Source organism: Lysobacter sp. SCRH-1R (assembly GCF_057747855.1).
In genome coordinates, this window is the sequence record NZ_CM173227.1 from 3957355 (window position 1) to 3970755 (window position 13401).

8 protein-coding genes are annotated in these 13401 nt (G+C 67.1%); 4 read left to right on the top strand and 4 right to left on the bottom strand.

Features of this window, described 5'->3' with window-relative positions; genetic code table 11:
- Positions 1-18: 18 nt before the first annotated feature.
- The gene (locus AC3ANK_RS18080; protein ID WP_484171651.1) at positions 19-1566 is read left to right on the top strand and encodes a type VI lipase adapter Tla3 domain-containing protein; all 1548 of its coding nucleotides are present in this window, start codon (positions 19-21) and stop codon (positions 1564-1566) included.
- Positions 1567-1677: 111 nt separating this feature from the next.
- Here AC3ANK_RS18080 and AC3ANK_RS18085 read toward each other — a convergent pair whose 3' ends face one another.
- From AC3ANK_RS18085 to AC3ANK_RS18100, 4 genes are all read right to left on the bottom strand, one after another.
- Entirely contained in the window at positions 1678-2040 is a 363-nt protein-coding gene (locus AC3ANK_RS18085) for a cupin domain-containing protein (RefSeq protein ID WP_206862036.1), read from the bottom strand.
- A 190-nt stretch (positions 2041-2230) separates the two neighbouring features.
- A complete protein-coding gene (locus AC3ANK_RS18090; protein ID WP_484171652.1) occupies positions 2231-3547 on the bottom strand; it encodes a peptidase MATCAP family protein in 1317 nt (438 codons plus the stop codon).
- Between the two features lie 465 nt (positions 3548-4012).
- Entirely contained in the window at positions 4013-5044 is a 1032-nt protein-coding gene (locus AC3ANK_RS18095) for a LacI family DNA-binding transcriptional regulator (protein ID WP_484172897.1), read from the bottom strand.
- 132 nt (positions 5045-5176) lie between these two features.
- Positions 5177-6487 (bottom strand): sugar MFS transporter, encoded by a 1311-nt coding sequence (locus AC3ANK_RS18100; RefSeq protein WP_484171653.1) that lies wholly within the window; start codon positions 6485-6487, stop codon positions 5177-5179.
- A gap of 365 nt (positions 6488-6852) precedes the next feature.
- On the opposite strand from AC3ANK_RS18100, the gene AC3ANK_RS18105 reads away from it, so the two are divergent.
- The 3 genes from AC3ANK_RS18105 (at position 6853) to AC3ANK_RS18115 (ending at position 13203) form a co-directional block, all read left to right on the top strand.
- Positions 6853-7902, top strand: a complete 1050-nt coding sequence (locus tag AC3ANK_RS18105; protein ID WP_484172898.1) for a glucokinase — start codon at positions 6853-6855, stop codon at positions 7900-7902.
- A 142-nt stretch (positions 7903-8044) separates the two neighbouring features.
- Positions 8045-10696, top strand: a complete 2652-nt coding sequence (locus tag AC3ANK_RS18110) for a TonB-dependent receptor (RefSeq protein ID WP_206862033.1) — start codon at positions 8045-8047, stop codon at positions 10694-10696.
- A 122-nt stretch (positions 10697-10818) separates the two neighbouring features.
- On the top strand, positions 10819-13203 hold the full coding sequence (locus AC3ANK_RS18115; protein ID WP_484171654.1) for a family 20 glycosylhydrolase: 2385 nt from the start codon (positions 10819-10821) through the stop codon (positions 13201-13203).
- Positions 13204-13401 lie beyond the last annotated feature (198 nt).

The following is a 13401-nucleotide window of genomic DNA, read 5'->3' on the forward strand; positions in this document are numbered from 1 at the left end:
CATCGACCTACACGTCTCGTGTTCTCATTGCTGCTGCTCTGTCTGGCGGCCTGCACATCGACCAGTTCCACGAGCGACGACAAGCAAAGCTGGCTCGCTGCAGCCGAGCGATGGATGCCAGACCCGCTGGCTTTCGATCGTGCACCGCCACGGCCGGCCGATTATGACTCGAAGCAGTCACCTGATGATTTCGCCGGCCTGAGCCGCAATACCTGGCCCGGCGCTCCGATGCCCTCACCCATTCCCGAGGCACCGCGCATGAGTGCAGAAGAACGCTTGACTACGCTGGACGTTGTTGGTGTCGGACTCTCTATCGAGATGTACCGCCAAGGAGAAGTCTGGAGTGAGGTCAAGAAGGCGACTAACTTTCATCAAAATGTCTTGCCTTCGGATGATGACCCCGCGTGGGAACATGCGGGCAGCTGGGGAATTGCCGAACAGCGCCAAGCACAAACTTTGGAACTTGCTCTGTACGACATGGTGGAGGCATGGCCAATTCCGGCAGTGGCGGTGTTCCGGGAGCCAGAACGCGCCATGGATGAGGAAATGCAGGCCTACTACGAGCGTTACCTCGATAGCATGCGCATGCCTGCCGGGCTGCACTGGAGCCAGATCAATCAGATCGGGACCATCTACAACAACAATCCTGACGAGGTAGTGGAGGGCGTGTTCCGTACCTTTGAGCGTCATCCGGACATTCCAGCCCTCTTGGTCTACGTTGAAGGCCCTTGGGGAGGACCGTACAGCGGTGGACGCAGACGAAGGGAGAATCCTTCTGCCGCTTCTAGCGCCCTGCTCCTCGCCCGCCGCGAACGCGTCGAATGGCTGCGCCCGTTCGCACCCTATACGCAGATCAATGGCAACCCGCTGTATCCGGGTTTCCATGCATGGGAAAGCACCCCACCTCGTCCGTTCAAGCCAACGCCGTTCTTTCCCACACCGTGGACACGCGCACACTTCAAGCAATGGGACGAGATGCCCACTCTCGCGACGCTGCACCGCCCTGTCGTCGCGCGGCGCGTCGATGAACACGACAAGCCGCTCAGGCAACGCGAGCAGCAGGCCGCCTTGGAGCAAGCCTGGGCCACGATGGTCCAGACCGCCGCACCCGCACGCGTGTTCTTCGACGCCGGCCGTCCGGGCGCAGGCATGGCGGAGCTGGCACCGGTGCTGCGGCAGGCCGGCAGTCCGCTGGATCTGACCGAACCCGACGAGGGCATCGACGTGACCGCGCGCCTGGGCGACACCGGCACCGCCGCACCCTTCGTCGCCTTGGCATTAGCGACCATGGCTACCGCCGAATCCGGCTCGCCCAGTGCCGTCATCCCGCTGCGACGAAAGGATGAAGCGAGCTTCTTCCTGATCACACCCGCGCAGGCGCAACCCGAGGACCGCTTCGAACCGAAACTGCGCCCGCAGCAGTCCACCGAACCCGACTTGCCCCGCAAGCGTGAAGCCGAAGTATCGCGCGAGCCCATGATCTATCCGGATCGCCGCCTCATCGATGGCGAACTTGATCCGATCAGGATGCTGGGCGCTGGTAACGCGTCCGATCCAGTCGCATAGGCGCAGGAAGGCGCTCGCCATTCCACCTTCGCGGAATGGCGAGGCGAACGCCGTGTGGGAACACGCAAGCGCAGCGACGAAGGCGTCCCTGCCTTCGCTTTGCCACCGTGGTTACTTCTTCAGCTCGATCACCAGCGTGCGCACCGGCTTGTCGCCCGCGTTCAGCGTGTCGTGCGTGGTCGGTGCGCTCCACGCGACCTCGCCCGCCTTGCGCGTCAGCGTCTTCGATTCGCCGTCGGCGCCGGTCTGCCGCGCCGTGCCGTCGGTAAGGAACACGACGAGCTGGTCGGTCTTGTGCTCGTGCTTGCCGGTGCTGGCGCCGACGGGCATGTTCAGTTCGATGACGCGCACGTCGGCGTTGTCCAGCACGACCTTGGCGTTGCTGCCGGCGGTCTGCGCCAGGTCCTGGGCCGCGACGGTGCCGATGCACCCCGCGCAGGCGACGGCGCAAGCCATCGCGATCGGATGTTTCATGGCTGAGACTCCCTGCTCATTGCGGCGAGCGGGAACGTCCGGGCGTCAGGGCATGTCGCGGGGCAGGCCGGGCAGCATGTCGGTGGGTCGGTGCGCTCGCCAGCGGTGATCCCGACGTTGCGCTGCCCCGCGCGGGTCGGGTGGCCGCGCGGACGTGGAAGCAAACGCGGCACCGCGCGCGGGCCGGCCGTCAGCCGATGCCCGATTCCTCGATGATCTCGTCCTCGAACTCGACGAAACGCTGCAGGTCCAGCCGGTCCAGCCGCAGCCGCTGGGTCGCCGTGGAGAACGCCATCGTCGCCAAGACCCGTTGCGGGTCGCGCGCCCATGGCGGCACGTACAGGGGCGGCGCGATCAGGCCGTTCTCGCGGTACGGCGCCAGTTCGATCACGTCCGCCGTGGTCAGCCGCCCGGCGAACAGCATCGGCAGCAGTTCGCCGCGCCCTTCCTGCAGCGCCTTGCGCACGAACACGTGCACCAGCATCACGCCTTCCAGGTACGCACCGTCCTTGGTGAAGCACACGCGCCCGCGCACGTCGCCGCCGCGGAACACGCGCGCGGCGCTGCAGAAGCTTTCCTTCTCGCTCTGCCCGGCATCGAGGAAGCCCTTGAACACCTCGATGAAATCCGCGCCGTCCAGCGCCTGCTTCACCATCACCACGCGCAGCGCGATGCGGCGAAGGCGCGCGATGTCGAGCGCTCCGGTGACGATCTCGGAGAACGTCGCCAGCCCTTCCTGCACGCGCGTGGTGCGCGGCGCGCCGATGCCGAGCGAATGCACGTGCGGTTGATGAATCCCGTTGAGCAGGGTCGCGGTGTGGATGAAGGCTTCGTGCTCGACCAGCTGGTGCAGGTCGCGTTCGGAGAACATCGCGCTGGAGCGCAGCTTGATGCGACGGCTCCCGGCGGTGGCTTTCGACGGAAGCTCCGGATCGAGCACGACCTCGACATCGTCATGGTGGAAGAACGGCACGATGTGCTCGCGCAGCAGCCGCGCGAACTCGTCGGCGGGAATGTCGGCCGGCACGTCGGGCAGCAGGCGGCTGTCGATCAGTTCGTCGGTGATCGACAGCACTTCGCGCGCGCTGTCGACGTTGGTGATGTCCTGGCTGCGGTAGCGGTAATCGGGCCGCCCGTAGAGCAGCGCCGAGCAGCGGGTGAACTCCGGCGAACCGATCGCACCGAGCATCTGCGCGGCGACGTTGTAGCTCCACGCGGTCTTGTAGAGCCAGCGGCCGACGGGATGGCGGCGGTCGATCTGGCGCATCAGCGCACGCAGGCCGTCGAGGGTCGCGGACAGGTCGACCGGCTGTGTCGGCGGTTGGGGCAGTTCGGGCCGGCCCTGGCGCCACTGCTCGAGGAACTTCGTTTCCAGCGATGCGGGCCAGCCGATCGCCTTCAGCACGCAGACCTGGCGCCCCAGCGCGACCAGCGCGGCGTCCTGTTCCAGCAGCCGGGCGATCCCCGGCTCGTCCAGCACGGAAGCGAAGTGCGGATTCGCGTTCATGGTCGGCCCCGATCGATGCGCCCGGCTGGGTAGGAGAGCATCAGGATCGTTTCGGCGCCGTGAGGTTACCCGCCGCCACGAAGTCCTCACCGTTCGGGTAACGGAGCGTCAGGAGCAAAACCACAGCGCCTTGCTGCACTGCTGGTTCGCCGCGCTCACGCCGTTGCCGCAGCTCTTGTAGCCCGGGTAAGCGGAGCGCACCCGGGGTGCTTTCGGCGTTGACGCGCTTCGTCCCGGGTGCGGCCTTCGGCCTTACCCGGGCTGCAAATGCGCGTGATGCGGCCTCGCACGATGCAGCCAGCCGCCGCCATTCCTTCTCCGCCCCCGCTTGTCTTTGCCGCCCCTTCGTATCAGGACGATGCCGATGAATACGCGGTACTTATCGCGTGGCGAAGGGCTGATCGACTCGCGGCGCTGTCGCCCCTCGCCCCCACCCACTCTCCCGCAGGGAGAGAGGCTTGGATCTCATGCCTTCGGCCGCGGCGGCGCCGTGGATCCCCGCACCACCAGCTCCGGGCTGAACCCCTCGTTCGGCACCGGCTTCGGCCCGTGTTCGCGGATTTCCTGCAGCAGCCGGTGCGCCGCGTGGCGCGCGATGTCCTGCGTCGCCTGCTTGGCCGTGGTCAGCGCCGGCCAGCTCTGCTTCGAGAACGGGCTGTCCTCGAAGCCGGCGATCGACAGGTCGTAGGGCACGTTCATGCCGCTGGACTTGGCCGCCGCCAGCACGCCGGCGGCGATTTCGTCGTTGCTGCCGAAGATCGCGGTCGGGCGGTCGGGCAGTGCGAGCAGGCGGCGCGCGCCACGGAAGCCGTCGTCGAAGGCGTAATCGCCCTCGACCACCAGCTCCGCATCGAGCGGGATGCCGTATTCGCGCAGCGCGTCCTCGTAGCCCTTGTAGCGCTCCCACGACGAACCGTGCGACTTGCCGCCCCACAGGAAGCCGATGCGGCTGTGGCCCAGCTGGATCAGGTGTTCGGTGATGTCGTAGGCGGCGTCGCGGTCGTCGACGTAGACGCAGGCGCTGCCGTCCTGCGGATCGGCCGCCGCCGAGACGATGCGCACCAGGCGGATGCCGTGCGCGACCAGCTCGGTCACCAGTTCGTTGCGTTCCGACATCGGCGGCGCGAGGACGAGTCCGGCCAGGCGCGAATGCTGCACCAGCTCGATGAGCTCGCTGGCGAGGTTGGGCGAGGACGAATCGCAGGGATGGATCTGCAATCCGTAGCCGGTCTCGCGGCACACCGACAGCACGCCGTTCTGCACGGCGATGACGTAGTACGGGTTCGGGTTGTCGTAGACCAGCCCGAGCGCGTACGGCTGCGCGCTGCGCAGGCTGCGCGCGGATGGATCGGGCTGGTAGCCCAGCTCGGCGATCGCCTGCCGCACGCGTTCGCGCGTGCGTGCCTGCACGCTGGGTTCGTCGTTGATGACGCGAGAGACCGTCTTGAGCGACACCTCGGCGCGCTCGGCGACGTCTTTGATCGTGGGTCTGCGCACCGGAGCCTCGCGTGGTCCCGACTTCATGGCGATTCGATGGGAACGACTAGCCTAACCACCGCCATCCACGATGGGAATGACGTGCGGTGGCGTGTGGTCGGGCGGTCGGCCATCACCGGAATGCGGAAGCGGTCAGCCATGTTGCGAAGCGGCGGCGCCGTTCACCACGTCGTGCCGCTGCCCGGCTTTGTGGCCGCGCTTGGCGAAGTACAGGATGTAGAGGTAGCACGGCACCATCAGCGCGACGAACACCAGCTGGAAGTCGTGGTCCTGCTTGAGGTGCACGAACAGCTGCGGGATGACCGCGCCGCCGGCGATGCCCATGATCAGCAACGCCGAACCGTATTCGGTGAAGCGGCCCAGGCCCTGGATCGCGAGCGGGAAGATCGCCGGCCACATCATCGCGTGCGCGAAGCCGAGCGCGGCAACGAAGCCCACCGACACGTACCCCTTCGTCAGGAACGCACCGACCGCCAGCAACGCGCCGAGCACGGCGGAGAAGGTGAGATAGCGTTCCTGCGAGATGAAGCGCGGAATCGCGATCAGGCCCACCACGTAGCCCAGCAACATGCCGAACAGGGTGAAGGAGGTGAAGAACTTGGTGCTGTCCACCGGCAACCCGAAGCCCTGCCCGTAGGTGCCGATGGCGTCGCCCGCCATCACTTCCACGCCCACGTACACGAAGATGCACAGCGCGCCCAGCCACACGTGCGGGAACTGGAACAGGCTGGTCTTGCGCGTGCTGCCGGTGTCGCCGTCGGCGTTGACGTCCTCGGCCTTGATCTCCGGCAGCGGCGAGAACACGATGCCGACCGCCAGCAGTGCCAGCAGGCCCGCCATGAACATGTAGGGGTCGTGGATGCGCGCGGCGAATTCGTTGAGCAACTGCTCCTTCCCCGCCGCGTCCGCGTTGGCCACCTGCGTCGACAGGTCGCCCATGCCGTGCATCACCAGCGTGCCGATCACCAGCGGCGCGAGGATGCCCGCGACCTTGTTGCAGATGCCCATCACCGCGATGCGCTGCGCCGCGCCTTCGATCGGCCCGAGGATGCTGATGTAGGGATTGGACGCGGTCTGCAGGATCGCAAGGCCCGCGCCGATCACGAAGATGCCGGTCACCGCGCCGCCATAGACGCGCGCCGTCGTGTACTGGCCGAACACCACCGCGCCCACCGCCATCAGGAACAGGCCCAGCGCCATGCCCTTCTTCATGCCGGTGAGCTTGAGGATCACCGACGAAGGCAGCGCGAGCACGAAGTACGAGATGTAGAACGCGAACGGGATCAGGAACGCCGCCGATTCGCTCACGTTGAAGGCGAGCTTGGCGAAGGTAATCAGCGGACCGTTGAGCCAGGTGACGAAACCGAAGATGAAGAACAGCGCGCCGATGATCGCGATGGACCCGTAATGGCTGCGCGAGGCGGCGGGCGTGGACGTGGACATGCGGATTCCCCTCCCAAGGAATGCGGTGTTGGATGGCGACCGGCTTGGCCTGCGCGACATCCGGTGGGCCAACGTTGTCACAACTTCCGTCCGCAAGCCAGCGAAGGGCTACAAAGTCGCTGCCGCGCAGCGATGGCGCCTTTTTCGCTGCTGCGGCGCAGCATGGATTTGGCCGTTCGTCGGGACTGACACCGGTGTTTCTGACAAATTTGTAACTTCCGGTTGACAACGTTGTCAGAGGCGCGCCAATCTCGGCCGCGCCGGCTGGGACCCGGCGTGAGCGGAGGAACCATGCGGTGGGATACGAAGGAAGCACGAGACCGGTCATGCCACTCGAACGCGCAGCCTCCGCGCGCGTTGCGCGGATGAGCGCCGTGCCGCCGCTGACCCGGGTCGACATCCGCTTCCTGGCCGCCGACGTCGGCGGAACTCACACCCGCGTGGGTCTGGTCCGCGCGGGCGGCGCGGACGAATCGGCCGTCGTGGTGCTCGCGCACCGAAAGTACGTGTGCGCCGAATATCCGAGCCTGGGCGCGATCCTCGCCGACTTCATCGCCAGCCACGGCGCGTGCGCGGGCATCGGCCGGGTGACCATCGCCTCGGCCGGCGTCGTGCTGGACGACGTGGTCATCAACGCCAACCTGCCCTGGCGCATCTCGCTGTCGCAGCTTCGCGGCGAACTGCGCCTGAGCGAGCTCCACTACATCAACGATTTCCAGGCCGCCGCGCATGCCGCGCAGTGCATGGATCCGGCCGACTCGCTGCTGCTCACGCCCGGCGTGAGCGCGGGCGCGGCCGGTCCGGTGCTGGTCGTCGGCCCCGGCACCGGCTTGGGCGCGGCAGTGCGCATCCCGCATCGCGGCGGCACGGTCGTGCTGCCGACCGAAGCCGGCCACATCGCCTTCGCCCCGGGCAACGCGCGCGAGACGGCGATACTCGAATGGACGCGCGGGCGCGGCTTCTCGCACGTGCCGACCGAGCGTTTCGTCTCGGGCCCGGGCCTGGTGAACCTGTACGAGGCGATCTGCGCGATCGACGGCATCGAGCCGCAACTGCGCGCGCCGGCCGCGATCACCGAAGCCGCGCGCCGCTTCGACGCGCCCGCGCGCGAGGCCGTGCTGACCTTCTGCGCGTTGCTGGGCAGCGTGATCGGCGACCTCATCACCGTGAGCAGCGCCAAGTCGGTGTTCATCGCCGGCGGCATCCTGCCGCAGCTGAAGGATTTCCTGCCGCACAGCGAATTCCACGCACGCCTGCTCGACAAGGGCGTGATGCACGCCGCGCTCGAGCGCGTGCCCGTGCGGCTGATCGAGAACGACCGGCTGGGCGTCATCGGCGCCGCCAGCTGGACCCTGGAACACCTGTCGCAAAGCAGCCTGTCGCAGTGCGGGCCGTCGGGAGGCGGTGGCGCGTGAGCGCGGTCGCCAACCACGCCACGAACCACACAAGGAATACGGCCGCGCGCCCGTTTGCGCCGGCCAGGAAACGGGCTTCGTAACGCCGGCAGGCAAGAACCGGCACTGCGGAGTCGTACATCAACCCGTGGGAGGGAGAGCAATGAAGCTTCGCAAGACAGCACTATCGGCCAGCATCGTGTTCGCGCTGAGTATTGGCGGCAATGTGGCGGCGCAGGAACAGGCCACCACCGCGCAGCAGAGCGCCACGTCCTCGCAGGCCACCGACCTCGACACCGTCACGGTCACCGGCATCCGCGCTAGCCTGATGAAGTCGATGGACACCAAGCGCAGCGCCGACGCCGTCGTCGAGGCACTGACAGCGGAGGACATCGGTGAGTTCCCGAATACGAACGTCGCCGAGGCGATGTCGCAGATTCCGGGTGTCACCATCGACCGCCGCTTCGGCCAGGGCGAGCGCGTCAGCATTGACGGCACCGACCCGAGCCTCAACCTGACTTTCCTCGACGGTCACCCGGTCGCGCAGTCGATCTGGCTGTTCGGCGAGCAGCCCAACCGTGGCTTCGACCAGACCCAGATCGCGTCCGAGATCATCGGCCGGCTTGAAGTGTTCAAGTCGCCTGAAGCCCGCCTGCCCGAGGGCAGTCTCGGCGGCACCGTGATGATGTACACGCGCAAGCCATTCGACATGGACGCCAATTCGATCAGCGGCTCCATCGGCTACAACTACAGCGACCAGGCGAGCGAAGGCAAGCCGAGCGCGTCGATCCTGTACAGCTGGAAGAACGATGCCGAGACCATCGGCTTCAACATCGCCGCCCAGCACTACGAGGAGCAGGTCGATCGCCAGGGCATCGAGATCTTCGGCTACGTTCCGGCTTCCTCGTTCCCCAACGTCACCAACGTGCCGGGCGACGCGCAGGTTCCGAACTTCATCAATGCCGCGTGGTTCCAGCAGGAGCGCAAGCGCGACAGCATCGCCGCGAACCTGCAGTTCAAGGCGACCGACGACCTCGAGTTCAACCTCAGCGGTCTGTACATCAAGGAAGACTTCGACAACTACAACCAGTCGATGTACAACTTCCTGACGTTCGACGCCGCCTCCGTCGACGGGTTGAACGTGGGACCGAACGGCATCGTCACCAGCGGCCACGCCGGTGCGAACGCTCCGGTCTTCTACGACAACAACGCCCGCGAATCCGAGCCGACGACGAAGGGCCTGGACCTGACGTTCGACTATGAAGGCGGCGGCTGGGGCCTTTCCGGCCAGATCGGCCAGAGCAAGGCCGACAACGATCTGGTGCAGTACTTCATCGAGCCGGTGTTCCGCGGCGCGTACAGTTGGGACATCAACAAGGGCATCACGTTCGACGATCCGGAAGCCGCACGCGATCCAGCGAACTGGGTGGGCGAAGGCTTCTTCGGCAACAACGGCATATTCGAGACCGAGTCCGAGGACACCTACGGCCAGCTGGACTTCAGCAAGAAGTTCGACAGCCCGTTCTACGAGATCCAGGCCGGCGTGCGTCGCCACGAGCACACCGAGGACTTCTCGCTCAACGTGTATCCGATTTCGCCGGTCGGCAGCCTGGCGGATGTGGGCACCATCGGCTTCGCCGACACCATGGGCGGCTTCCCGGGGTTCTCGCGTGACCACGGCAACCACATCTACGCCGGTCGCGACAACGTGATCAACTGGGTGCGCAACAGCCCGCCGAACTTCGCGGCGCCGGACGCGGCGAGCTTCCTCAACAACACCTATTCGCTCGAGCAGACGAACACCGCAGCCTACGTGCAGGGCAACTTCTCCTACGACCGCGTGCGCGGCAACGTGGGCCTGCGCTACGTGAAGGCGGAAATCGAAAGCTCCGCGTACGTGCTGAACGGCGACGTTCCCACGCTGCCCGCGCAGCCGGAGTGGTGGCTCACCCAGAAGAACGACGACGACTACTGGCTGCCGTCGTTCAACCTGGCCTACGAGGCGACCGATGACGTCATCCTGCGCTTCGCGGCAGCCAAGGTCGTGGCGTGGGCTCCGTACAACCAGATGGCGCCTAACCTGTTCCTCAACGACACCACGTTGACCGGCAGCGGCGGCAACGCCGAACTGGGTGCGTACGAGTCGACCAACCTCAACATGACGGCCGAGTGGTACTTCGACGAAGGCGCGCTGGCCGCGCTGTCGGTCTTCTACAAGGACATCGACAACTTCATCGAAAGCGATGCGCAGATCGAGCGCCAGTTCAACTCGATCAGCGACGATCCGGATCCGGCGCAGTTCCTCGCGCTCGTGGCCTCCGGCGCCTGCACCACCGACGGCTTCTGCGATTACAGCATCATCCGTCCGCGCAACGCCGGAAAGGGCAAGGTCAAGGGCGCGACGCTGAGCTACCAGCAGGTATTCGGCGAAAGCGGCTTCGGCCTCAACTCCAGCTACACCTACGCCGACGGCGAGACCGCGAATGGCAATGACCTGCCGTACCAGTCGGAGAACCAGATCAGCTTCAGCCCGTACTACGAGAAGGGCCCGCTGTCGGCCCGCCTGACGTACAGCTGGCGCAGCAGCTACCTGGCAGGCGGCTTCGTGGCCGGCGCACCGCCGGTGAGCGTGGATGCGTACGGCGATCTGGGTGCGAGCCTGGGCTGGCGCTTCAACGACAACTGGCAGGTGACGTTCGACGCGCAGAACCTGCTGGACGAGGAGTACTTCCAGTACTTCGGCAGCAAGAGCCAGCCGGCCAACCGTTACCTGACGGGCCGCCGCTATGCGCTGACGCTGCGCTTCAACTACTGATGGTCGTAGTGGTCGAAACCACATCGGATCGAAATCTGGTGTAAACACAGCGGGCCCGGTCATGCCGGGCCCGCTTGTTTCCGGCGCCCGGCGCGGCGCACGCGACAGAGAGTGAGGGAACGATGAAACGGCAATTCATGCTGGGCGTCGCCGCGGTGGCGCTGACGATGGGACTGTCCGCCTGCCAGCGCGGGGACGCGCCGAAAGCGGACGCAACGAAGGCCACCGCCGCGACACCGGCGGACACGGCGGCGGCAACGACGATCTCCGCAAACGTCGCCGCAACGCCGGTGATTCCGCGCCCGGCGAAGGTCGAACTGCGCGAGGGCCGCTTCGCGTTCGGCCCGCAGTCGCGCATCGCCGTCGCCTGTGGAGATGCGGAAGCCACGCGCATCGCCCGCGATTTCGCATCGCGCGTGCAGCAGGCGCGCGGCTTCGCGCCGCCGGTCGAAGGCGCAGCCGAGGGCGCGGCGGTCGTGTTCGCGATCGATCCGGACATCGCGCCGGCCGGCGACGAGGCCTACGTCGTCGACATCACGGCGCAGGGCACGAAGATCACCGCGCGCAAGCCCGCCGGCCTGTTCTACGGAGCGGTGACGCTGTGGCAGCTGCTCGCCGACGGCGCGCAGGGCGAGGCGTCGATCGCCGCCCAGCGCATCGAGGACGCGCCGCGTTTCGGCTGGCGCGGGTTGATGCTCGACGTCGCGCGCCATTTCCGCACGCCGGACGAAGTGAAGGTCGTGCTCGACCAGATGGCGCTGCACAAGCTCAACACCTTCCACTGGCACCTGACCGACGACCAGGGCTGGCGCATCCAGATCAAGCGGTACCCGAAGCTCACCGAAGTGGGCGGTTGCCGCATTCCCGCCGGCGCGGCCGGGCGCGATGCGGACGGCAAGCCGAAGCCGTATTGCGGTTTCTACACGCAGGACGAGATCCGCGACATCGTGAAGTACGCCGCCGAGCGCTACATCACCGTGGTGCCGGAAATCGACCTCCCCGGCCATGCGCAGGCGGCGATCGCCTCATATCCGGAGTTCGGCGTGACCGGCCAGGCGCCGCCGGTGTCGCCGGACTGGGGCATCCACACATGGCTGTTCAACGTCGACGACAACACGTTCGGGTTCCTGCAGAACGTGCTCGACGAAGTGATGCCGCTGTTCCCCGGCCGCTACGTGCACCTGGGCGGCGACGAGGCGGCGAAGGACCAGTGGGAGCAGTCGGCCACGGTGCAGGCGAAGCGCAAGTCGCTGGGCCTGAAGGACGACATGCAGTTGCAGAGCTGGTTCATGGGCCGGCTGGGCAAGTACATCGAAGGCCACGGCAAGCGCCTGATCGGCTGGGACGAGATCCTCGAAGGCGGGCCGCCGGCCGACGCGACGGTGATGTCGTGGCGCGGCACCGACGGCGCGATCGAAGCCGCGCGCGCCGGCCACGACGTGGTGCTGTCGCCTTCGCCCGACCTCTATCTCAACCACGTGCAGAGCGACGCCGGCGACGAAACGCCGGGGCGGCTGGAAGTGAAGTCGCTCCGGAACGTGTACGACTTCAAGGTCGTGCCGGCGCAGCTGAGCGCGGAGCAGGCCACGCACGTGCTCGGCGCGCAGGGCAACCTGTGGACCGAGCACCACCGCACGATGCAGCGCGTCGAACGTGCGTTGTTCCCGCGCGGCGCCGCGCTGGCCGAAGTCACCTGGTCGCCGGAATCGCGCCTGGACTGGAACGATTTCCTCCAGCGCATGGCGTTCCAGATGACGCGCTATCGCCTGACCGGCTTCGACGCGGCCGACAGCGCGTTCGCGGTGCGCTTCACGCCGCAGCCGATCGCAAACGGCAAAGGCTCGCTTGCGCTGTCGAACCAGAGCGGCTTCGGCACGATCCGCTACACGCTCGACGGCAGCGAACCGACCGCGACCTCGCAGGCGTACACGCATCCGCTCGAGCTGGCGTTGCCGTCGACGATCAAGGCGAACGCCTTCGCCGACGATCGCGTGCTCGCGGCATCGCGCGCGTTCGCGCTCGACGTGCGCGGCCTGCGCGCGCGCGGCAGCCACGCGCTGCGCTCGTGCCGGAACGACCTGACCCTGCGCATGGAGGACGACGCCCCGGCCGGTGGCGGCAACGCCGATCGCCAGCTGCTGACGGCGGACGTCTTCGATCCGTGCTGGATCTACGACGAGGCGGAACTCGACGGCATCGCGACGGTGGAAGTGCGCGTCGGCCAGCTGCCGCACAACTTCCAGCTGTGGAAGGAGGCGGGCAAGGTCGTGACGCGTCCGGCGAAGGTGCCCGGCGGCGCGCTCGAAGTGCACCTGGACGACTGCGAGGGCGAGCCCATCGCCGTCCTGCCGCTGGCCCCGGCCCGCAAGTCCGACGGCCTGACCACGCTGACCGCGCCGCTGCCGGGCCAGGCCGGCCGTCACGACCTGTGCTTCCGCTTCGCCTCGGGCGAGCACAACCCGATGTGGGTGCTGGACGAGGTGGCGCTGCTGCCCGCGGCGCGCTGATCCGGGTGTATGGGAACGCCCCTGCGCATGCAGGGGCAGGGCGTCGCCGGCTCACGGGCCGGCGAATGCCATCGGGTCCCGTTTGATCCCCTGCGGGGTTCGGAGCGGGGCGGCCACGGCGCCGCCCCGCCTTGCCGAACCGGCCCTCCAGCTTGCCGCGACCCCGTCGATAACCCGGAATGGGACGTCACGACGCCG